The organism is Vibrio makurazakiensis, assembly GCF_050337375.1.
Taxonomy (GTDB): domain Bacteria; phylum Pseudomonadota; class Gammaproteobacteria; order Enterobacterales; family Vibrionaceae; genus Vibrio; species Vibrio makurazakiensis.
This window is the reverse complement of sequence record NZ_JAKJSW010000017.1, coordinates 1-21,348: the sequence shown is the minus strand read 5'-3', so window position 1 is coordinate 21,348 and position 21,348 is coordinate 1. Positions and strand designations below refer to the sequence as shown.

At 42.8% G+C, this 21,348-nt stretch carries 15 protein-coding genes, 6 tRNA genes and 2 rRNA genes; 7 read left to right on the top strand and 16 right to left on the bottom strand.

What is annotated here, in order from left to right; all coding sequences use genetic code 11:
- Positions 1 to 49 precede the first annotated feature (49 nt).
- Positions 50 to 946 (bottom strand): response regulator, encoded by an 897-nt coding sequence (locus L4C33_RS01165; RefSeq protein ID WP_428810641.1) that lies wholly within the window; start codon positions 944 to 946, stop codon positions 50 to 52.
- Between the two features lie 103 nt (positions 947 to 1,049).
- On the opposite strand from L4C33_RS01165, the gene L4C33_RS01160 reads away from it, so the two are divergent.
- The gene (locus L4C33_RS01160; protein WP_428810640.1) at positions 1,050 to 1,835 is read left to right on the top strand and encodes a chromosome partitioning protein ParA; all 786 of its coding nucleotides are present in this window, start codon (positions 1,050 to 1,052) and stop codon (positions 1,833 to 1,835) included.
- Positions 1,836 to 1,904: 69 nt separating this feature from the next.
- Here L4C33_RS01160 and L4C33_RS01155 read toward each other — a convergent pair whose 3' ends face one another.
- From L4C33_RS01155 to L4C33_RS01110, 10 genes are all read right to left on the bottom strand, one after another.
- Positions 1,905 to 2,825, bottom strand: coding sequence for an SPOR domain-containing protein (locus L4C33_RS01155; RefSeq protein WP_428810639.1), 921 nt, complete (start codon positions 2,823 to 2,825; stop codon positions 1,905 to 1,907).
- Between the two features lie 152 nt (positions 2,826 to 2,977).
- The gene (locus L4C33_RS01150) at positions 2,978 to 3,916 is read right to left on the bottom strand and encodes an ABC transporter permease (protein ID WP_428810638.1); all 939 of its coding nucleotides are present in this window, start codon (positions 3,914 to 3,916) and stop codon (positions 2,978 to 2,980) included.
- Between the two features lie 2 nt (positions 3,917 to 3,918).
- Positions 3,919 to 4,896 carry an ABC transporter permease gene (locus L4C33_RS01145; protein WP_428810637.1) on the bottom strand — a complete coding sequence of 326 codons (978 nt, stop codon included), beginning with the start codon at positions 4,894 to 4,896 and terminating at the stop codon, positions 3,919 to 3,921.
- Between the two features lie 181 nt (positions 4,897 to 5,077).
- Complete coding sequence (locus tag L4C33_RS01140; RefSeq protein WP_428810636.1) at positions 5,078 to 6,631, bottom strand: ABC transporter substrate-binding protein; 1,554 nt, start codon at positions 6,629 to 6,631, stop codon at positions 5,078 to 5,080.
- A gap of 104 nt (positions 6,632 to 6,735) precedes the next feature.
- A complete protein-coding gene (locus L4C33_RS01135) occupies positions 6,736 to 8,463 on the bottom strand; it encodes a dipeptide ABC transporter ATP-binding protein (protein WP_428810635.1) in 1,728 nt (575 codons plus the stop codon).
- A gap of 799 nt (positions 8,464 to 9,262) precedes the next feature.
- Positions 9,263 to 9,339, bottom strand: a tRNA-Pro gene (locus L4C33_RS01130).
- Between the two features lie 54 nt (positions 9,340 to 9,393).
- Positions 9,394 to 9,469 (bottom strand) — tRNA-His (locus L4C33_RS01125).
- A gap of 44 nt (positions 9,470 to 9,513) precedes the next feature.
- Positions 9,514 to 9,590: transfer RNA gene (locus tag L4C33_RS01120), tRNA-Pro, on the bottom strand.
- Between the two features lie 77 nt (positions 9,591 to 9,667).
- Positions 9,668 to 9,743 (bottom strand) — tRNA-His (locus L4C33_RS01115).
- 48 nt (positions 9,744 to 9,791) lie between these two features.
- A tRNA-Arg gene (locus L4C33_RS01110) sits at positions 9,792 to 9,868 on the bottom strand.
- Positions 9,869 to 10,164: 296 nt separating this feature from the next.
- Between L4C33_RS01110 and L4C33_RS01105 the strand changes: the two genes are divergently transcribed.
- Positions 10,165 to 10,578 (top strand): c-type cytochrome, encoded by a 414-nt coding sequence (locus L4C33_RS01105; protein WP_428810634.1) that lies wholly within the window; start codon positions 10,165 to 10,167, stop codon positions 10,576 to 10,578.
- An 83-nt stretch (positions 10,579 to 10,661) separates the two neighbouring features.
- On the opposite strand, the gene rep is transcribed toward L4C33_RS01105, so the two are convergent.
- The gene (gene rep / locus L4C33_RS01100; protein ID WP_428810633.1) at positions 10,662 to 12,677 is read right to left on the bottom strand and encodes a DNA helicase Rep; all 2,016 of its coding nucleotides are present in this window, start codon (positions 12,675 to 12,677) and stop codon (positions 10,662 to 10,664) included.
- A gap of 179 nt (positions 12,678 to 12,856) precedes the next feature.
- Here rep and L4C33_RS01095 point away from each other — a divergent pair, with 179 nt between their 5' ends.
- The 4 genes from L4C33_RS01095 (at position 12,857) to ubiK (ending at position 18,090) form a co-directional block, all read left to right on the top strand.
- Positions 12,857 to 13,438, top strand: a complete 582-nt coding sequence (locus tag L4C33_RS01095) for a TetR/AcrR family transcriptional regulator (RefSeq protein WP_428810632.1) — start codon at positions 12,857 to 12,859, stop codon at positions 13,436 to 13,438.
- Positions 13,439 to 13,456: 18 nt separating this feature from the next.
- On the top strand, positions 13,457 to 14,563 hold the full coding sequence (locus tag L4C33_RS01090) for an efflux RND transporter periplasmic adaptor subunit (protein WP_428810631.1): 1,107 nt from the start codon (positions 13,457 to 13,459) through the stop codon (positions 14,561 to 14,563).
- An 11-nt stretch (positions 14,564 to 14,574) separates the two neighbouring features.
- Positions 14,575 to 17,697, top strand: coding sequence for a multidrug efflux RND transporter permease subunit (locus L4C33_RS01085; RefSeq protein ID WP_428810630.1), 3,123 nt, complete (start codon positions 14,575 to 14,577; stop codon positions 17,695 to 17,697).
- Between the two features lie 141 nt (positions 17,698 to 17,838).
- Positions 17,839 to 18,090, top strand: a complete 252-nt coding sequence (gene ubiK, locus L4C33_RS01080) for a ubiquinone biosynthesis accessory factor UbiK (protein ID WP_428810629.1) — start codon at positions 17,839 to 17,841, stop codon at positions 18,088 to 18,090.
- 142 nt (positions 18,091 to 18,232) lie between these two features.
- Here ubiK and ilvC read toward each other — a convergent pair whose 3' ends face one another.
- Positions 18,233 to 19,717: a ketol-acid reductoisomerase gene (gene ilvC, locus L4C33_RS01075; protein ID WP_428810628.1), complete on the bottom strand. Its 1,485-nt coding sequence runs from the start codon at positions 19,715 to 19,717 to the stop codon at positions 18,233 to 18,235.
- Positions 19,718 to 19,863: 146 nt separating this feature from the next.
- Between ilvC and ilvY the strand changes: the two genes are divergently transcribed.
- The gene (gene ilvY, locus L4C33_RS01070) at positions 19,864 to 20,754 is read left to right on the top strand and encodes an HTH-type transcriptional activator IlvY (RefSeq protein WP_428810627.1); all 891 of its coding nucleotides are present in this window, start codon (positions 19,864 to 19,866) and stop codon (positions 20,752 to 20,754) included.
- Between the two features lie 89 nt (positions 20,755 to 20,843).
- Here the strand turns inward: ilvY and L4C33_RS01065 are convergent.
- The 3 genes from L4C33_RS01065 to L4C33_RS01055 form a co-directional block, all read right to left on the bottom strand.
- Positions 20,844 to 20,934, bottom strand: a tRNA-Ser gene (locus L4C33_RS01065).
- Between the two features lie 70 nt (positions 20,935 to 21,004).
- Positions 21,005 to 21,120, bottom strand: a 5S ribosomal RNA gene (gene rrf, locus L4C33_RS01060).
- A 102-nt stretch (positions 21,121 to 21,222) separates the two neighbouring features.
- Positions 21,223 to 21,348, bottom strand: a 23S ribosomal RNA gene (locus L4C33_RS01055); the annotation flags it as partial.

The following is a 21,348-nucleotide window of genomic DNA, read 5'->3' as shown; positions in this document are numbered from 1 at the left end:
TGCAATCTCATTGCATTAATTTTAAAAGCAGGCTCTAGAGCCTGCTTTTTTAGAAACCTACAATTGTAACCTTCCCTTGCGCCATTCCTTTTAGCTGACAAGAAAAGTCGACTCTTTTGTCTGCTGGCTTAGCAAATAATACCTTCAACTTATCGAACGCACTCGGCACAAAACTGGTGTTTTTCAATCGTAAACTCTTGCGGGAATTGGAATCCAAAAATGCCAAGGCAGATTTATCTAAGGTTTGCTGGCACGTTTCAAATATAGCCTTACTGATCACTTTGTTATGGATCGTTTTTTGTAATTCTTCTTCTGATATATCAGGATTCTCTGAAGAAAAAACACAGACCGCATAAATATCTAAAATAGCGACAGCTCGGGGCTTTTGAGTTTCACCATCCCCATAAATTGCCATCAGAAAAGGCAACTTAGTTTCATCAAACTCTTGTTGTCGAATGTTATGCAGTTCAATATCTTCATGCACTACCTTCTTCAGCAATTTTTCAAACTGAGACAATTTAGGCAGCGCCAGCTCTTGCTGCACTTCAACTATTTGCTCAAGCTCAAATTGGTTATCTTCCGCGCCTTGAACCAAAGGCAATAGTTTTTGGTGAAGGTCTTCATCATCAAAAGGCTTAGACAATACGAAGCTAGCACCGGCTGAATGTGCCAGAGCGATCTGCTCCTCGTCATCGACTGTTGTAACCATGGCTATCTTGATAGCAGGGAATTTATCAGAGACAGCTTCCACCAGCTCTAAACCGCTCATATCCGGCATATGCCAATCCGTTAGAACGATCTCGGGTTGCCAATGTTCTATTTTTTCAAGCGCTTCGAACGCATTATCGGTCTTTTCTATAGATAGACGTCGATAGCCAAAATTTTCAAGAGCTCTACGCACAATCTCTAGAGTCGCTTTACTATCATCAACAATTAGTATTTTCACCCGAACAATAGCCCCATCAATTACGTCACTGCTTAAATTATAGGCATGATTATTAACAGCACCTAAACTTAGTCATATACACCTTCAAGGAACAGCGAGTGTTATGTCATTAGATGAGTTTTTATCCCAAATCGACACTAACCTTTTACTTTCTTTAGCCATTAACTCTGGTTTAGTCATTTTACTGTTCTGGTTCCTCATTCTGTATCTTATGCTGCGTGAACTGCGTAAGTTCACCGTACAAATACGGGCTAACGAAATAGACGATGATGAACGCCGTAAACATCAAGAGTCATTTGAAAATGCTATAAAGGACGCGAAAAATAACAATGAAACACTCAACGCACTCGTTCAAGTCCACAAAGCACTCGAAAATCAATTGTCTTCCATCCAATCATCATCAGCACCGAGAAGCGAGCAAGAACTAGAGGCGATCGACGACTTAAACAATAAGCTCAATAAGTCCCACCAGTTAATAAAAAAATTGAAAAATGACCTCAATACAAGCGTCAGTAAACTAAGAAAAGCCAAAGGGGTTCTTTTAGAGAAAGATGACACAGTCGAAAGTCTTCGCCAGCAAAAAGAGGATCTCGAAAAGCAGTTTGAGCACTTGGAAAAAGAGTACATCATGATCAGTGAAAATGCTGGAGTACTAGAGTCGAGAGAAGAGTTTCGAAAAGAAAAACAAAAGTTACAAGCAACAATTGATGAGTATAAGCGCCAGCTTTCCGCCCAGCCTGGAGCAGGCTCTACTGACAGAAGCTCAGAAGAATTACAGCAAAAACTTATTACCATGCAAAAGCAGATGCTACATCAAGCCAAAGAAAAAGAGTTTATTGAGAAGAAGTATTTGGAGTTGGTGAACCAGTCGTCTTCAGAGAAAGAATGATGAAACAATCACTAATGGATAAACAAAAACCCCGCATTCGCGAGGTTTTCTTCATCTATTAAATCTGAGTTACTTAACACAAAGTACGTTCAGCAATGAAGTGCCTCTTAGTTGGGTCACGTTGCCATTAGCAAACAAGCCTTTCTTCTGGCTACCCCAGTAAGGTAAATGCATTGGCCAGCCGCCTTGTTCCATAATCTTTGAACCAAGTAACCTCTGCCACTCTTCTTCCGTCGCTAGGCGCATGCCTTGGTCGGTACATACTATTTTAGTGCTTTCATAATCTAAGCGGTTCCATGGCTTATTGTGCTCCATGTAGAACTGATGCTCGTCATCACGTAAGTAAGGCACCATATATTCACGGCCAGCAACGCTTGCAGTTAAACGCTGTTGTACTTGAACTTCTGACTCCACTTGTTCTTTAGGATATGTCGTCACCGATTCTGCTGCTGTCGCCTTCATTTCTTTGACTGGCTTCGTTGTCGCAACAGGGGCAGTTACCATCGCTGGTTTAGAATTAGATGACCTTTTGGCACTTTTATCGACAAAGCGAACAAAGGATTTTTGATATTCTTCTAATGTTCGGACTTGAGCTAATTCGCTTTTAGCATCAGCAAAAGTATCGTAAGGACCTATCAAACAGCGGTAACCCTTCGCTTCTGGCTTCATCCACACATTCGTCGAAATTTTTTGATAAATAGGCTTCGCTTTAGCAAGAGGTAGGGGTTTTGATAACAAACCACATTGAATCCAAAATAACGAGTCCTCTTGGCTACCTCGAGGTTGTTTGGAACCCCAAAGACCTTTACCGATAGGGCAAGATGATTCTAGCTGTGGAAGCTCTCCCTCATTAGCCTGAGTTGCATCGCACAGTACAGATTCAGCACTAGCCTGACTTGCAACCATCATAGCGACAGCCATAAACCCTAGCCGACACAGCTTCGCTACTCTATGACATGGATTTGATGCGTTACTCATTTTCATACTCATCACTCTAAACCTTCGAGAAGGAAATTATTACCGACCCACTGTCGATAAAACATGAATTCCGTTCTTCCTTAAACTATAAGCAAAAAAAGAGCCGTAATTACTTACGACTCTTAGTTTAGTGAGTTTATTGATTAAAAATCAATTGGCTGTGATCACCCTTTGTAAATTTTAGGGTTAAATACATCACGTAACCAGTCACCAAGTAGGTTTATAACTAAAACCAATGTAACAAGTAGCACACCTGGGAATGCAGTAATCCACCATGCACCAGAGAAAATGTAGTTAAAGCCTGTACTAATTAATGCACCTAGAGAAGGCTGATCAACCGGTAAACCTAAGCCAAGGAAAGAAAGTGCCGCTTCTGACATGATTGCGTTTGCCACCTGTACCGTAGAGATAACTAGGATTGGTGATAAACAGTTCGGCAGAATATGACGGAACATAATACGTGGCGCTCTAAAACCCATTACACGTGCTGCTTCTACGTACTCTTTCTTCTTCTCAGCCAATACTGACGCACGGATAGTACGCGCATATTGCGGCCATTCGGCGATACCAATGATCACCACCAGCATCACAACTGCGTATTGAGCGTAAAAGTCACTACCAAAACTTGCTTTGAAGATAGCCGATACAATGATCGCAACCATCATGGTTGAGAACGAAAGCTGTACGTCAGCAAAACGCATCAAGAAGCTATCAATACGACCACCGAAGTAACCCGCAGACAAACCGATAATGATACCCAGCGTAAGTTGTAAACCTACCGCTAAAAAGCCGATTGTTAGAGATAAACGGGAGCCATAAAGCATCGTTGATAAAATATCACGACCTTGCTCATCGGTACCAAGCAAGAAGCGCTCTTCACCATCTTCCATCCATGACGGTGGAAGCTCTGAATCCATGATATCTATTGATGTCACATCATAAGGATCCATTGGCGCTAGAATTGGCGCAGCTAATGCCATCACCAAAAAGATGGAGAAGATAGCAAAACTAACCATTGCGACTTTATCGCGTAAGAAATAGTACAGGATGTCTGACTGTTTGAATCGTTCCCAGCGAGATGGCACTGTCGATGTTTGTTCCATGATTATGCTCCTTTCCCTGTGATGTTCACTGTTGGGTTAATAACGCCGTAAAGTAAATCAACAATCGTGTTGGTTACTACGAAAATAAGGCCAACAAAAATAACGTATGCCGTGATAAGAGGTGTATCTACACGGTTAATCGCTTCTAAGAAAAGGAAGCCGGTACCCGGCCACTGGAATACAGTTTCAGTAAGAATGGTGTATGCCACCATAGTACCAATTTGAACACCACCAACGGTAAGCACTGGCAACATAGTGTTTTTAAGCGCGTGCTGGTAATAAATTTTATTCAGCGCTAAGCCTTTGGCTTTACCAAACTTGATGTACTCAGAGCTTAGTACTTCTAACATTTCAGAACGTACGAGACGAATGAATAGAGGAAGCATGATAGATGCTAGAGCAATACTTGGTAACACCAAATGAGCTAAGCCGTCTAAAGTTAGGAAGCCAGATTCCCAACCAAACCAGTTTGCGGTATCACCACGGCCAAAGGAAGGTAACCAACCTAGCTCAATAGAGAATACATACATCAGCATAATTGCTGTCAGGAAGACTGGAACTGAGATACCGATACTACTACCGGCCATTACTAGCTTAGTGAAAAAGCTTTTCGGGTGAATGGCTGAGTAAACGCCCAGTGGGATCGATAAACAAACAATAATTAAAGATGCACCAAATACCAACTCCAGCGTTGCGACTAGTTTATCTAGAATTACGTCAACAGCAGGTCGCTTAAAGAAGTATGAAGTACCAAGATCACCCTGTAGAGCAGCGCCTACAAAGCGAGAGTATTTTGTAATGAAGGGATCATTTAAGCCGAGTTCATCACGTAGCGCTTGACGCTCCGCCTCTGAAACAGATTGACCGACTAACTCACGTAACGGGTCGCCCAGGTTATCCTGTATGGCAAACGCCACCAAACTGATCACAAACATCACTATCAGTGCCTGAAACAGGCGCTTGACCAGAAACGTAACCATTCCTTGCCCCTTTTCTATCCATGACTATTCAATTAAAAGCACTAATTAAATATAAAATTTCAGTCTTAAAAAAGGTATCTAGCCAGACTGAAAGGAAGACTAAATACCGAAACTTAATGATTTACTATTTAAAGTAATTCGAGAGCCTGAACCTACAGGCTCTCGATTCTAGCAAGCTAGATTATTTTACAACTAGGTCGCCGAAGTAAGGCATAACCATTGGGTTTACAACATCTGCTGCACCAACGTTAGCCTTCGCGCCCCACGCTTCACTTTGCCAGTGTAGCGGTACAAATACAGCATCGTTGTAAAGTGTTGCTTCAACGCCTTTCAGCATTTTCGCACGCTTCGCAGGATCTGTTTCTGTGTTAGATGCTTCTACAATTGCATCCATTTCAGGGTTTGAGTAACCAGAACAGTTGTATTGGCCACGACCAGTTTCTTCGTTACGAGTCATAGTTAGGAACTCGTTGAAGTTAGCTGAATCTTCAGTATCTGAGTGCCAGCCGATCATCATCATGTCAGCAGAACATAGGTCAAACTCAGGCCAGTACTGTGCTTTAGGCATAGTCTTAAGATCAACTTTGATACCAATCTTAGACAGCATTGCCGCAGACGCTTGCGCTACTTTCGCATCGTTCACGTAACGGTTATTTGGCGCAGCCATAGTTAGAGTAAAGCCTTTCTCGTAGCCCGCCTCTTTCATCAGCTCTTTCGCTTTTTTCAGATCGTAACGAGGAACAAGCTCTTCGTTGTGACCAGCGTAACCTGTTGGGCTTTGTTGGCCAGCAGCAGTAGCGAAACCTTTCATGATCTTCTTAACGATACCTTCGTTATTAATCGCATGAACGATTGCTTGACGTACACGTACATCTTTAAGTGCTTCGTTGCTGTTTTGGTTCATTTGGAAAGTAATGATTCGAGTACCTGGTAGAGTTACTAGATCAATACCTTTCGCTTTCTTAACACGCTTGTGATCGTTTGGTGCAACTGGGTGGATCATGTCAACGTCACCAGAAAGTAGAGCCGCTACACGCGTTGCATCTTCTTTGATTGGTACTAGCGTTAGCTTATCAACGTTGCCATCTGTTTCTGTATCCCAGTAATCGTTGAAACGCTCAAACGTTACTTTAACGCCTTGCTCACGTTGCGTAACGATGAATGGACCAGTACCAGAAACGTTAGTTGAAGCAAATGAGTTACCGTGCTTCACAAGCTCAGACTTGTCCGCACCTGCCGCAGTCTTACCAGAGTAGAACTTGCTATCCATTGGGAAGATGTAAGTTGCAGTTTGTAGAACGAGTGGGTAAGCCGCTTTTGATACTAGCTCAACAGTGTAATCGTCTACTTTTACCATTTTCTCGTATGGTGTGAAGATAGACTTAAAGTCTGGAGATGCTTGTAGACGTTCGAATGTCCAAACTACATCGTCAGCTGTTAGCTCATTACCAGAGTGGAATTTCACACCTTGACGTAGGTTGAAACGGAAAGTTGTAGCGTCGACACGCTCCCAGCTTGAAGCTAGACGGCCTTCAAAATCCATTTCTTGAGTGAAACGTACTAGTGGGTCAAACACCATGTGAGACATTTGCAGTGTGCCGCCAGATAGCTGCTCGTGCGGGTCAAGTGATACAGGGTCAGCTGCGTAGCCAACGGTAATATCTGCTGCTGCTGCACTAAAGCTTAGGCCAGCTGCCATTAAAGCTACTACTAATTTGCTTTTCATGGTTTTCATTGCATAACTCCTTCATGCGGGAATCCAGATCCCTAGTTGTTGTATTTGCGTCTGTTATTGTTTTTCAAGTACAGGCCTTGTACTTCTAGCCAACTTGAAACTTATTATACTGCGGCTTTTGCCACTGCTTTTTCTTCTCGTAAACCTGTAAATTCAGGCATCAACGAAATCAAATGTTTGCTGTATTCATGCTGTGGTGATTGGAATAGCGTTTCCGTTGGCGCAACTTCCAATAACGTACCCATTTGCATCACACCTACACGGTCACACATTTGGCGAATAACCGGTAAATCATGGCTGATGAACAGCATGGTCAAGTTCAATTCGTCTTGTAGATCTTTCAGTAGATTCAAAATCTGCGCTTGAACAGATACATCCAGTGCAGATGTCGGCTCATCACAAATTAGTAAGCGTGGACGAGTTGCTAGTGCGCGAGCAATAGAGATACGCTGACGTTGACCACCAGAGAATTCATGCGGGTACTTAACACCCGCCATTTTACCTAGGCCAACGTGCTCTAATAGATCATGAACGATTTGACGAGTTTCATTTTCATTGCGCGTTAGCTTGTGGAAGCGAATAGGCTCGGCAATGATGTCGAAAATTTTCATACGCGGGTTCATTGACGTGTATGGGTTTTGAAATACCATCTGCATTTGACGACGCATAGGGCGACGTTCTTTTTCAGATTTAAGCCCAGTAAGGTCAACACCTTCAAAGGTAACTTTGCCAGAGTTTGGCACGTACAAACCAGCAATCACACGCGCAATCGTCGATTTACCAGACCCTGATTCACCAACCAGTCCAAACGTTTCGCCTTCATGTACTTCAAAACTTACGTTGTTTGATGCTTGAACATACTCACGACGGCTTTCAAAGAATGAATCTTTAGTTGTAAAACGTAAGTTTACGTTTTCAACATTAAGTAATGGCCCGGTGTATTCACGGTGATCTTGGCTTTGACCTAACCAGTGGTTCTTAACGTCTAGTGGTTCCATCTCGTGAGCTTCTTCAATGTAGCTAACAAGAGGGAAGCGATCTAGTTTGCGGTCAGAACGAGGAACGGCAGAAATTAAGCTGTGCGTATAAGGGTGTTCAGGCGTACCAAGAACTTGCTTCGTAGGACCAAATTCAACAAGGTCACCACGGTACATAACAGCAACACGGTCTGTCACATTCGAAACAACACCCATATCGTGCGTCACTAGCATGCAGCCTACGTTTTTCTTAATACACAAATCACGGATCAAACCTAGAATTTGATCTTGAATTGAAACGTCTAGAGCCGTTGTCGGTTCATCTGCAATGATAAGGTCAGGTTCACCTGCTAGAGCAATAGCGATAACTACACGTTGACGCATACCACCAGAGAATTGGTGGGGGTACTGTTTAAGGCGGTTTTCTGGTTGTGGGATACCCACTTGGTTCATTAAATCTAATGAACGTTGATAAGCATCTTGATCCGACACCTTCATGTTGGCGTGGATAGTTTCTTTTAACTGTTGTTCAACAGTGAACAGAGGGTTTAAAGAAGTCATAGGGTCTTGGAAGATAAATCCAATTTTAGAGCCACGCACACTGCGCATCTCTTCTGGTGTCAAACCAGAGACTTTTTCGCCATCAAGAAATACGTCACCACTCGCGATGCGTCCTGGAGGACTCAATAGGTCGATAACTGCGTTACCTACTGTAGATTTACCTGCACCAGATTCACCTACTACACCTACAATTTCACCACGTTCAATATTAAACGATAGCGATTTAACCGCCGCATGCACACCGTGTCGAGACGGGTATTCAATACGTAGGTTTTTCACTTCTAATAGTGACATCCTCAGACCTCTACTGCCTTGTCTGTGACACAAAAAAACCTGTCAAATACAGGTTGCTCTCATGTCGCTATGAATCCATTCCCGTTTCCAGAACATTGCACTGAAAACTCATTAGGCAGACAATTTGGCAAAAAAATCACAAAAAAGCAACAATAAAGGGATAAAAAACCGACTTAGAGAGCTATTAACACATTAAAATCGAATAAATATGCATTAACAAGCATTTAACCTTGTGTAAAGCTCGCTCACTTTGTGCGACTAGTAGCATTAAAATCAGAGTAATAGTCTATAAATGTTACTTTGATCACCTCTTAGTCATTTAGGTTTTATTCACTTCATAAGTTAACAATTACAAAACAACACACATCAATATAACTATAAATACAGGCTAAAAAACCAGATCAACCATACACATTAAGAATAAGTAACCAATAAAACACTCAGTAACATCTTTTTCATTTACTCACGAAGGCACCGTAATAGTTTTTTCGTCTTTTTCAGCAAATATTCGCACCAGTTAATACTCAAATTCATCATATCAAGAACCTCAGTCACCCTATTTACTGGCCCTCGCCCACTCATCTTCAAACATTAGATAAACGAGGAGGCTAGGTTTACAGCAAGATATGACAAAAACCAAGAAGCCCCAGTCTTTCGACTGGGGCTTCTTAAGTGATCGCTGAAGAGACATACTTTGAATATCAGGCGAACCCCGCTTCTATTCAAACTCTCTAATATTCAAATTATCTAAATTCTGAATGTAAAAAAGCCTCGTCATTTCTGACGAGGCTTTTCTGTATGGTCGGTGAAGAGGGATTCGAACCCCCGACCCTCTGGTCCCAAACCAGATGCGCTACCAAGCTGCGCTATTCACCGAGATGTTTCGTTTGATTTCTCAAACAGGGAACTTAAAAAAGTTACCAAAATTAATGGGGTGGCTAACGAGATTCGAACTCGCGACCACCGGAATCACAATCCAGGGCTCTACCAACTGAGCTATAGCCACCACTAATTTTTTATATAACCGCTTAAAAGCGATTATTGAAATAGTGGTCGGTGAAGAGGGATTCGAACCCCCGACCCTCTGGTCCCAAACCAGATGCGCTACCAAGCTGCGCTATTCACCGACTTTTTCGTCTCGACTCTGGGAATAATGAGTCAACACTGGAAGCCTAAGCTACCGTTATTCATTTTAAAGAAAGAATGGGGTGGCTAACGAGATTCGAACTCGCGACCACCGGAATCACAATCCAGGGCTCTACCAACTGAGCTATAGCCACCATTATTTCTTTATGCCAATTTCTCACTTATCGAGATAAGTAACCGGATGGCGCGCCTGAAAGGATTCGAACCTTCGACCTTTGGCTCCGGAGGCCAACGCTCTATCCAGCTGAGCTACAGGCGCATGCCCTGTCGGCGGAGTGGAATAATACGTATATCACCCTATGCCGTCTAGTACTTTTTTAACTTTTTTTATCGTTTGGTCTCTTTTTCGACAGTTAATATGTGATATCAGATGAAACAGGATGTGATAAACCCCTTGAAGCTGATAAGTTGTTGTTTATTGCAACAACTTATCAGGATATAATCACCCATTATTTACATTGATTTAACAGCTAGCTTTTGCCGTTAGATCAAGACACCCTCTAACACTATAATTTGGTAAGCACGTACTTACCTTGGGAATGTAAAGTGAGTTTAATGGATATGTCTCGTCGAATCATAAGCGTTGTCATCGCGGCCCTAACTTTTTCTACAGCGGCTATGGCTTCTAACCTAAGCCAAGCTGAGCAAGATCAAATTGCAGAGCGCATCAAACCTGTAGGTCAAGTTTACCTAGTAGGTAGTGAGCCAGTTAAAGCTGAGCCAACCGGCCCGCGTGATGGTGCGACGGTTTACGGCACTTTCTGTATTGCTTGTCACGCCTCTGGTGTAAGCGGCGCACCAAAAACAGGTGACGCTGGCGATTGGGGTTCCCGTATCGCACAAGGCCCAGACGTTCTTAAAGATCATGCAATTAACGGTTTCAATGCAATGCCAGCAAAAGGTTCTTGTATGGACTGTTCAGACGACGAAATTGTTGCAGCCATTGAACATATGATCGCAGGCTTATAAATAGCCTTTAAAATTCCGCGATACAAATAAAAAAGGCTTGGTTTACACCAAGCCTTTTTTATATCTAAAACATCTAAAATCTATTACTTCTTAAACATCGCACGAATGTTGGCTATATGTGCCTGGCCTTTCTCCATACGCTCTTCTGCCGATTGCGGTTTCTTCACGGTTTCCCATTCCACATCATCATGAGGTAATTCATCCAGAAAACGGCTCTGAGTAGGCTTGATAAGTTCGCCAAACTGACGACGCTCACGACACTTGGTAAATGTGAGCTCTTTTTGCGCGCGAGTGATTCCTACGTACATTAAACGTCGCTCTTCTTCGACGTTATCTTCATCAATACTCGCTTGGTGAGGCAAGATGCCTTCTTCCGTCCCCATTAAATAGACATACGGAAACTCCAAACCTTTAGAAGCGTGTAAGGTCATCAATTGAACTTGGTCAGCATCATCGTCGTCTTCACCACGTTCCATCATGTCTCGCAGTGTTAGACGCTGAACCACTTCTCTTAATGTCTTCTCTTCTTTATCGTAGTTGTCACCTTCTAGATCAGCCACAATCCAAGAGTAAAGATCAGAGACATTCTTCATACGCATTTCCGCCGCTTTTGGGCTGGTAGAGGTTTCGTATAGCCAGTCTTCATAGTTGATGTCACGAACCAAAGATCGAACAGCATCAACAGTATTACCACGCTCAGCGTTGTCTGAAATTTTTACTACCCACTCAGTAAAGCGGCGCAAATTTTCTAAACCACGCCCGGTAAGGTGTTGCTCCAACCCCATTTCAAAACTTGCTTCAAACAAGCTCTTGCCACGCATATTGGCGTAGCTGCCTAACTTCTCAAGCGTAACTGGGCCAATTTCACGTCGTGGTGTATTCACGATACGCAAAAAACCATTATCATCATCAGGGTTCACCAACACTCGTAGGTAAGCCATGATGTCTTTAATTTCTGCACGAGCGAAGAAAGAAGTACCACCAGAAATCTTGTAAGGGATACGGTTTTGCATCAAAGCTTTTTCAATTAGACGTGACTGGTGATTACCACGGTATAACACCGCATAATCTTTATATTCGGTTCTATTTAGAAATTTATGTGCGATTAACTCACCGGTAATACGCTCAGCTTCGTGCTCTTCATTCTTAGCATTCAATACTTTGAGTTTTTCACCGTCTGGAATTTCAGAAAAAAGCCTCTTTTCATAAACGTGTGGGTTATTGGCGATCAAGATGTTCGCTGCACGCAGAATTCGACTGGTTGAACGGTAGTTTTGCTCTAGCTTGATTAAGCGCAAGTTCGGGTAGTCTTCACCAAGTAACACTAAGTTCTGTGGTTTTGCACCACGCCACGAGTAAATAGATTGGTCATCATCGCCAACAACCGTTAAGCGACCACGCTCACCCACCAATAAACGAACCAGTTCGTATTGGCTGGTATTGGTGTCTTGATATTCATCGACTAACAAATAACGGATTCGTGATTGCCAACGTTCTCTGACTTCTTGATTAGTTTTCAACAACAATACCGGCATCGCTATCAGATCATCAAAATCCAGTGCGTTATAAGCCTTCATTTGCTTTTGGTACATTTCAAAACAAAAAGCGAAAAGCTGTTGTTGTTCTCCCAACGCACTCGCTTTTGCTTGATCTGGCGTGAGCATGTCATTTTTCCAATTGGAAATTGTACTTAACAGCTGACGCAGTAAATCTTTATCGCCATCGATTTGTTTTTCAGTCAGTTCTTTCAATAATGCCAGTTGGTCTTGATCATCAAAAAGAGAAAAACCCGCTTTAAGGCCTAGCGCTTTATATTCTTTACGAATAATAGTCAGACCCATAGTGTGGAAAGTTGAAACAATCAGCCCTTTTGACTCTTGTTTACCCAAAGTTTGTCCGACACGTTCTTTCATTTCACGCGCGGCTTTATTCGTAAAGGTAACGGCTGCGATGTTTCTCGCTTTATAGCCACACTGTTGAACTAAGTAAGCAATTTTATTGGTGATAACGCGTGTTTTTCCTGAACCAGCGCCCGCCAATACTAGACATGGACCTGATACGTACTTCACTGCTTCATCTTGATTTGGGTTTAGCTTCATTATGTTCTCAACATGGGTTTACGAAAGCGATGGGTTATCGCGTCTATAATAATGCTGCCAACCAACGATTACTATCCTCTCATTGACAAGATTTTTACGTATTAAGTGTAATACTCTATTGCAATAATGGGTGGTAATTGAGCTATAATGAATGAACGTTCATTCACAGGTGATGGTTTATGTCCATTAATACATCGAAGGATAAACGCTTACAGATACTTTCTGCTGCTGAAACATTGATTGCTGACGTTGGGTTCCAAGGTCTTTCAATGCAAAAATTGGCCAAAGAAGCAGGGGTTGCTGCAGGCACTATCTATCGTTATTTCGAAGATAAAGACCACCTCATTGATGAAGTTCGCTTGCTAGTTGCAAGACGTTTAGCAGATGCAGTTCAAGCTGGAGTTGATGACTCTCAACCCATAAAGCACCGCTACCGTACCATGTGGTTAAACATATGGAATTTAGCAAGAACAAATATCGCGGCAATAAAAAACCGAGTTCAGTACGATTCTTTGCCAACAACAAATAGCCATAAAATTAGGGAACTTGAACGAGAAATGTTTGCCCAAGTTGAACTGCTATTTAATGAAGGTAAAGAGCAAGGGCTATTTAAACCCCTTGATAATGAAATACTAACCGGGCTTAGCTTAGCCGTGAGTGTATCACTAGCAAGAAAACACTCATTGGGTTTATACCAATTGGATGACAACGCACTTGAAGCTGCGATTGAAGCCAGTTGGGATGCAATCATTACACACTAGATCGGAGTTCTTAATAGAATGAAAAAGTGGACTTTCTTTATGTTACTCATTGCAGTTGTCTTATTTGGCAGCGTAATTGGGTTCAACATGTTTAAACAACAAAAAATTGCTGAATTTATGGCAAACCGCCCTGAACCAGAATTTCCGGTAACGGTTACTGAAGTTCAACCTGTGGATTGGGTTCCTGTCATTGAAGCAATTGGTTTTATTGAACCGAATCAAGGTGTAACGGTTGCTAACGAAACAAGCGGTGTCATTGATCAAATTACGTTTGATTCTGGTACGCAAGTGGAAAAAGACCAACCTTTAGTATTACTTGATTCAGACGTAGAAAAAGCAAACCTGAAAAGTACTCAGGCTCGCCTACCTGCAGCTGAAGCTAAATATAAGCGTTACAAAGGTCTATACAAAAAAGGTTCTATCTCTAAAGAAGCTTACGATGATGCAGAAGCAAACTTCTTCTCTCTATCTGCCGATATTGAAAGTTTGAAAGCATCGATTGCTCGTCGTGAAATTCGCGCACCGTTTTCTGGTGTTGTAGGTATCCGTAATGTATTCCTTGGTCAATACCTTCAAGCTGGTACTGATATTGTTCGTTTAGAAGATACTACGGTTATGCGCTTACGCTTTACTGTATCTCAAACAGACATTTCACGAATTCATGTAGGCCAAGCAATCGACATCTTCGTTGATGCTTACCCTGAGATCCCATTCCAAGGCTCTATCAGCGCAATTGAACCAGCGGTTAGTGTTCAGAGTGGTCTGATTCAAGTTCAAGCGGATATTCCAAACAATGACGGTAAGCTTCGTAGCGGTATGTTCGCACGTGCCAACATCATTCTTCCGACAATGGAAAACCAAGTAACGCTACCTCAAACAGCTATCACTTTTACGCTTTACGGTGACAATGTTTACATTATCTCTGAAGAAGACGGTGTACAACGAGTTAAGCAACACGTAGTAAAAGTCGGTGAGCGAGCAAGCGACAAAGCACACATCTTAGAAGGCGTAAAAGCTGGTGACATCGTTGTTACTTCTGGCCAAGTTCGTCTAAGTAACGATGCGAAGGTAAAAATTGTTGAGAGCGATGCAATCACTCCGCCATCTGAAACACCAATGCTGTAATTGGAGGCATAATGCGCTTTACTGATGTTTTTATTAAACGTCCAGTTCTCGCGGTATCCATCAGCTTTTTGATTGCACTGCTTGGTTTGCAAGCAATTTTCAAAATGCAGGTGCGTGAATACCCAGAAATGACGAATACCGTTGTAACTGTTTCAACAGGCTACTACGGTGCGAGTGCTGACCTGATCCAAGGCTTTATTACTCAGCCTCTCGAACAGGCCGTTGCACAAGCCGATAATATCGACTACATGACTTCATCTTCTGTACTTGGTAGTTCTACCATTACCGTCAACATGAAGTTGAACACCGATCCCAATGCGGCTCTGTCTGACATATTAGCTAAGACCAACTCTGTTCGTTCTCAGCTTCCTAAAGAGGCAGAAGATCCGACAGTAACCATGTCGACAGGCTCTACGACAGCGGTACTTTATATAGGCTTCACCAGTGACGAACTGGTATCTAGCCAAATTACCGACTATTTAGAGCGTGTAATTAACCCTCAGCTATTTACAGTTAACGGTGTTTCTAAAGTAGACCTATATGGTGGTATGAAATACGCACTTCGCGTATGGCTAGACCCATCGAAAATGGCCGCTTTAAACCTAACTGCTTCTGATGTTATGACGGTTCTAAATGCCAATAACTACCAGTCAGCTACAGGTCAAGCAACTGGCGAATTCGTTCTCTACAACGGCAGTGCTGATACGCAAGTATCCAACACTGAAGAGTTAGAAAACTTAGTCGTGAGAAGCGGTGAAGGCGAAATTATTCGACTGTCTGATATTGCTAAGGTTTCTTTAGAGAAGAGCCACGACGTATATCGTGCAAGTGCTAATGGTCAGGAAGCGGTTGTTGCAGCGATTAACGCGGCACCAAGTGCGAACCCAATTAACATTGCAGCAGATGTACTTGAGCTTCTTCCTCAACTAGAGAAGAACCTTCCAAGCAACATCTCGATGAACGTGATGTACGACTCGACCATTGCGATTAACGAATCGATTCAGGAGGTTATTAAGACCATTCTTGAAGCGGCACTTATCGTATTGATCGTAATTACTTTGTTCTTAGGTTCATTCCGCGCAGTACTTATCCCTATCATTACTATCCCACTATCATTAATTGGTGTTGCGATGGTTATGCAGGCGATGGGCTTCTCTTGGAACTTGATGACCCTACTGGCAATGGTACTCGCCATCGGTCTGGTAGTTGATGATGCGATCGTTGTTCTAGAGAACGTCGACCGACACATTAAGCTTGGCGAATCACCGTTTAGAGCTGCAATTATCGGTACTCGAGAGATAGCCGTTCCGGTTATAGCTATGACTCTGACGCTAGGTGCGGTATACGCGCCGATCGCTATGATGGGTGGTATTACCGGCTCACTGTTTAAAGAGTTTGCATTAACACTGGCAGGTTCAGTATTTGTATCCGGTATTGTGGCACTGACTCTATCACCGATGATGTGTTCAAAAATGCTTAAGGCCAACGCCGAACCTAGTAAATTTGAACAAAAAGTACATCACGTGCTGGATGGTATGACAAACCGCTACGAGCGCATGCTTGGTGCAGTCATGAAGCACCGCCCAGTATTTATTGGCTTTGCGATCATCGTATTTGCAAGTTTGCCGATGTTGTTCAAATTCATCCCAAGCGAATTAGCACCTTCAGAAGATAAAGGTGTAATCATGCTTATGGGTACAGCGCCATCGAACGCGAACTTAGACTTCATGCAAAATACCATGAATGATGTGAACACTATTCTTTCAGACCAACCTGAAGTGGCGTATGCACAGGTATTTACTGGTGTTCCTAACGCAAACCAGGCATTTGGTATTGCATCTATGGTGCCTTGGAGTGAGCGTGAAGCAAGCCAATCTGATGTAGCAAACCGTGTTGGTACGCTAGTTAAAGATGTTCCAGGAATGTCGGTCACAGCTTTCCAAATGCCTGAACTTCCAGGTGCGGGCTCTGGTCTTCCGATTCAGTTTGTTATTACTACGCCAAATAGTTTCGAGAGTTTATTCCAGATCACCACAGATATTCTGGCTGATGTCTCTTCTAACCCGCTGTTCGTGTATTCAGATCTTGATTTGAACTACGACTCAGCAACTATGAAGATCAACATCGATAAAGATAAAGCCGGTGCTTATGGCGTAACGATGCAAGATATCGGCATTACATTAGGCACAATGATGTCTGATGGTTATGTTAACCGCATCGACTTGAACGGTCGTTCGTACGAAGTTATTCCTCAGGTTGAACGTAAGTATCGTTTAAACCCTGAGTCAATGAACACCTACTACGTTCGTGCTGCAGATGGTAAAGCTGTTCCTCTAGGTAGCCTAGTGACTATTGATGTTGTAGCTGAACCTCGTTCATTGCCACACTTCAACCAATTAAACTCTGCAACTATCGGTGCTGTACCTGCACCAGGAGCTGCTATGGGTGATGCAATTGCATGGTTTGAAAGCACTGCGGAAACGAAACTACCAAGTGGCTACAACCACGATTACATGGGTGAAGCCCGCCAATACGTAACGGAAGGTAGCGCACTGTACGCTACATTCGGTCTAGCACTGGCTATTATCTTCTTGGTTCTTGCGATTCAATTTGAGTCCCTAAAAGATCCATTGGTTATCATGGTTTCTGTACCTCTGGCGATTTGTGGTGCATTGATTGCTCTGGCATGGGGAGCCGCGACAATGAACATCTACTCACAAGTAGGTCTCATTACGCTGGTCGGCTTAATTACTAAGCACGGTATCTTGATTTGTGAAGTTGCTAAAGAAGAGCAACTGCACAATAACAAGAACCGTATTGAAGCGGTTATGGAAGCTGCGAAGGTTCGTCTTCGTCCAATCCTAATGACAACTGCTGCTATGATTGCTGGCCTAATCCCACTGATGTACGCAACGGGTGCTGGTGCGGCACAACGTTTCAGTATTGGTATCGTAATCGTTGCTGGTCTAGCAATTGGTACGATCTTTACACTGTTTGTATTACCTGTGATTTACAGCTACCTAGCTGAGAAACACAAACCTCTACCTGTGTTTGTTGAAGACAAAGACCTAGAGAAGTTAGCACGCGTTGATGAAGCGAAAGCAGCACACCGCGAACTTGCAGACAATAAATAAAAAGTACGAACAACGAAAAGGCCACCTCGGTGGCCTTTTTTATTGCTTAAAAATACCATCACCTCTACTTTTTTAAGCAAAAGAGCGACTTTTTTACGCTGATTAAATAGAATGTAGGAAATTATTCGGAGTTTAAATCACATGTTTGATCCAAAAAAACTTGAGCAAATTGCTAAGCAGATCCACGACTCAATGCCTCAACCAGTGAAAGAGCTAGGTTCAGATGTAGACCAAAAAGTTCGCCAAGTTATCCAAGGGCAACTAAACAAGTTAGATGTTGTTAGCCGTGAAGAGTTTGATGTGCAGACTCAAGTACTTCTACGAACTCGCCAGAAGCTAACGGAAATGGAGCAAAAGCTTGCTGCATTAGAAGAAAAGCTAGCAGATAAGTAATCCCTTACTGGTATCTACCAAGTTCTTATTAAGGCTTACCCTCAGAAGGTAAGCCTTAATTTTATCTGGACTATGTGCCCTTTATGCAAAAAGCCCTGAACACACGTTCAGGGCTTTCTTATATTAGCTTACGAGGAGAAGATTAACCGCCTACAGCAATACGCTTCATGTCACTCATATAGCTACGTAGTTCTTCACCAATGTATTCTACTGGGTGGTTACGGATAGCTTCATTCACTTCGATTAGCTTCGCGTTATCAACCTGGTTAGATGTTTCACCTAGACCGCGGCCAATTACGTCAGTTGCTACAGAAGGCATGAACTTCTCACGTAGTAGTGGAGTTGCCACGTTAGCGAACAAGTAGTTACCGTACTCAGCTGTATCAGAGATTACAACGTTCATTTCGTATAGACGCTTACGAGCAACCGTGTTTGCGATTAGTGGTAGCTCATGTAGAGACTCGTAGTAAGCAGACTCATCGATGATGCCAGATGCTGTCATTGCTTCGAATGCTAACTCAACGCCCGCACGAACCATAGCAACCATCAAAATACCGTTATCGAAGTATTCTTGCTCAGAGATTTCAACGTCTGATGATGGGTAGTTTTCGAATGCAGTTTCACCAGTCTCTTCACGCCAGCCTAGTAGGTTCACATCATCGTTCGCCCAGTCAGCCATCATAGTGCTAGAGAAGTGACCAGAGATAATGTCATCCATATGCTTGTTGTAAAGCGGACGCATTAGGTCTTTAAGCTCTTCCGAAAGCTCAAACGCTTTAACTTTAGCTGGGTTAGATAGACGATCCATCATGTGAGTTACGCCACCGAACTTAAGTGCTTCAGTGATTGTTTCCCAACCGTATTGTAGAAGCTTGCCTGCATAACCTGGTTCAATACCATCAGCGATCATTTTCTCGTAAGATACGATAGAACCCGCTTGAAGCATGCCACATAGAATAGTTTGCTCACCCATAAGGTCAGATTTAACTTCAGCAACGAATGAAGACTCTAGGCAACCAGCACGGTGACCACCAGTACCAGCAGCCCAAGCTTTAGCGATATCCCAGCCTTCACCTTTAGGATCATTTTCTGGGTGAACAGCGATCAGTGTTGGTACACCGAAACCACGCTTGTACTCTTCGCGTACTTCAGAGCCAGGACACTTAGGTGCAACCATTACTACCGTAAGGTCAGAACGTAACTGCATGCCTTCTTCAACAACGTTAAAGCCGTGAGAGTAACCAAGTGCAGCGCCTTCTTTCATTAGAGGCATTACAGTTTCAACAACGTTTGTGTGTTGCTTGTCTGGAGTCAGGTTGATTACTAGGTCTGCTTGAGGGATTAGCGTTTCGTAGCTACCAACAACAAAGCCGTTCTCATCAGCATTTTTGAAAGACTGACGCTTTTCATCAATTGCAGCTTGGCGAAGAGCGTAAGATACGTCTAGACCAGAATCACGCATGTTTAGACCTTGGTTAAGGCCTTGAGCACCACAACCTACGATGACTACTTTTTTACCTTTCAGAAATTCAGCTTCAGTTGCGAATTCTTCACGGTCCATAAAACGACAACGACCTAGTTGGTCCAATTGCTCACGTAAGTTTAATGTATTGAAATAGTTAGCCATTATAGGGCGCTCCTTTAAAAATAAGTCCATTAGGTCGATATTTCTCTATCGAATGACTTCATACTAAAGCAGACATTCTGTTGCTTAAAGTGATATATTCACAATTAGTTATTGCGATTTACGCAACATGGAATCGATCACAAAACATGAATATAAAATCTCTACAACAATTTATACATTTATGTGATAGTCGAAACTTTAGTAAAACGGCTTCTGCAATGCATGTAAGTCCGTCTGCTTTAAGCCGACAAATTCAAAAATTGGAAGACGAAACAGGCCAAGCTCTTTTTATAAGAGATAACCGTAGCGTCGACTTGACCCCTGCAGCAAAAAAACTACTCCCTGTAGCACTTAATATAGTAAGCGAATGGCAGCAATATAATGCCTACCTAAAGGGTGGAGACAAGGAGCTTAAAGGCGAAATTAGAATATTTTGCTCTGTGACTGCAAGTTATAGTCATCTACCTGACCTTATTGATGAATTCAGAAGCTTACACCCCTACATAGAATTTAAGTTATCTACTGGCGATCCTGCACAAGCTATAGACAAGATATTAAGTGATGAAGCAGACATCGCTATTTCAGCTAAACCCGACATTCTCCCATCACGCTTAGAATTCGAGACCATTAGCGAAGTTCCGTTATCAGTCATAGCACCTGTAGGCGTACATGGTTTTACCCAGCAACTGCGCCAAGACCCTGTAGACTGGTCGAAGATACCTTTTATTATCTCTGAAGCGGGAACAGCTCGAGAACGTTCTAATGCTTGGTTTAAAAAAATGAAAATTAAACCAAATATATACGCCCAAGTATCAGGGCATGAGGCCATAGTCAGTATGGTAGCGCTTGGTTGTGGGGTTGGTATTGCACCAGACGTAGTCATAAACAACAGTCCTGTGCGCGATAAGATAGAGCGCCTAAAAGTTGCACCTATAAAGCCATTTGATCTAGGGGTATGCTGCAAGCGATCTCAACTCGATAACCCATTAATTAAAGCGCTATGGGAAGTCGCTGAAGGGAAGTATATCGTTAATTGATAGAAGGRATARAAAGTCGGTATTTACCGACTTTTATTTTCTTACAAAYGTAAAAAAGCCCGCTAATTTCTTAGCGGGCTTTTCAATGGTGGTGGAGGGATAGGGATTTGAACCCTAGAACCGCTATTAACGGTTGCCGGTTTTCAAGACCGGTGCTTTCGACCACTCAGCCATCCCTCCACAAATTGTCATCAACAGATTAGTACACTGTAGATGTTGTTACATGCCTAGACAGGTAACGATATTTAAGGCCTGGCGATGTCCTACTCTCACATGGGGAAACCCCACACTACCATCGGCGCTATTGTGTTTCACTTCTGAGTTCGGCATGGAATCAGGTGGGTCCACAATGCTATGGTCGCCAAGCAAATTTTAAAATTCGGAAAACTGTATTTAAAAGTCTATCTCTTCAAACTCATTCAAGGTCTGATGTATCTTGAGTCCAATCCAAAACCCTTTGGGTGTTGTATGGTTAAGCCTCACGGGCAATTAGTACAGGTTAGCTCAATGCCTCGCAGCACTTACACACCCTGCCTATCAACGTCGTAGTCTACGACAACCCTTTAGGACGCTTAAAGCGTCAGGGAAAACTCA

What these genes read in the sequence shown, in the direction of transcription:
- L4C33_RS01090 (WP_428810631.1), top strand. Translation starts at nt 13,457, where the DNA reads ATGAAAAAGTGGACTTTCTTTATGTTACTCATTGCAGTTGTCTTATTT.
- rep (WP_428810633.1), bottom strand. Translation starts at nt 12,677, where the DNA reads ATGAAGCTAAACCCAAATCAAGATGAAGCAGTGAAGTACGTATCAGGT.
- L4C33_RS01140 (WP_428810636.1), bottom strand. Translation starts at nt 6,631, where the DNA reads ATGAAAACCATGAAAAGCAAATTAGTAGTAGCTTTAATGGCAGCTGGC.
- L4C33_RS01160 (WP_428810640.1), top strand. Translation starts at nt 1,050, where the DNA reads ATGTCATTAGATGAGTTTTTATCCCAAATCGACACTAACCTTTTACTT.
- L4C33_RS01085 (WP_428810630.1), top strand. Translation starts at nt 14,575, where the DNA reads ATGCGCTTTACTGATGTTTTTATTAAACGTCCAGTTCTCGCGGTATCC.
- ilvY (WP_428810627.1), top strand. Translation starts at nt 19,864, where the DNA reads ATGAATATAAAATCTCTACAACAATTTATACATTTATGTGATAGTCGA.
- L4C33_RS01155 (WP_428810639.1), bottom strand. Translation starts at nt 2,825, where the DNA reads ATGAGTATGAAAATGAGTAACGCATCAAATCCATGTCATAGAGTAGCG.
- L4C33_RS01150 (WP_428810638.1), bottom strand. Translation starts at nt 3,916, where the DNA reads ATGGAACAAACATCGACAGTGCCATCTCGCTGGGAACGATTCAAACAG.
- L4C33_RS01135 (WP_428810635.1), bottom strand. Translation starts at nt 8,463, where the DNA reads ATGTCACTATTAGAAGTGAAAAACCTACGTATTGAATACCCGTCTCGA.
- L4C33_RS01095 (WP_428810632.1), top strand. Translation starts at nt 12,857, where the DNA reads ATGTCCATTAATACATCGAAGGATAAACGCTTACAGATACTTTCTGCT.
- ilvC (WP_428810628.1), bottom strand. Translation starts at nt 19,717, where the DNA reads ATGGCTAACTATTTCAATACATTAAACTTACGTGAGCAATTGGACCAA.
- L4C33_RS01145 (WP_428810637.1), bottom strand. Translation starts at nt 4,896, where the DNA reads ATGGTTACGTTTCTGGTCAAGCGCCTGTTTCAGGCACTGATAGTGATG.
- L4C33_RS01105 (WP_428810634.1), top strand. Translation starts at nt 10,165, where the DNA reads ATGGATATGTCTCGTCGAATCATAAGCGTTGTCATCGCGGCCCTAACT.
- ubiK (WP_428810629.1), top strand. Translation starts at nt 17,839, where the DNA reads ATGTTTGATCCAAAAAAACTTGAGCAAATTGCTAAGCAGATCCACGAC.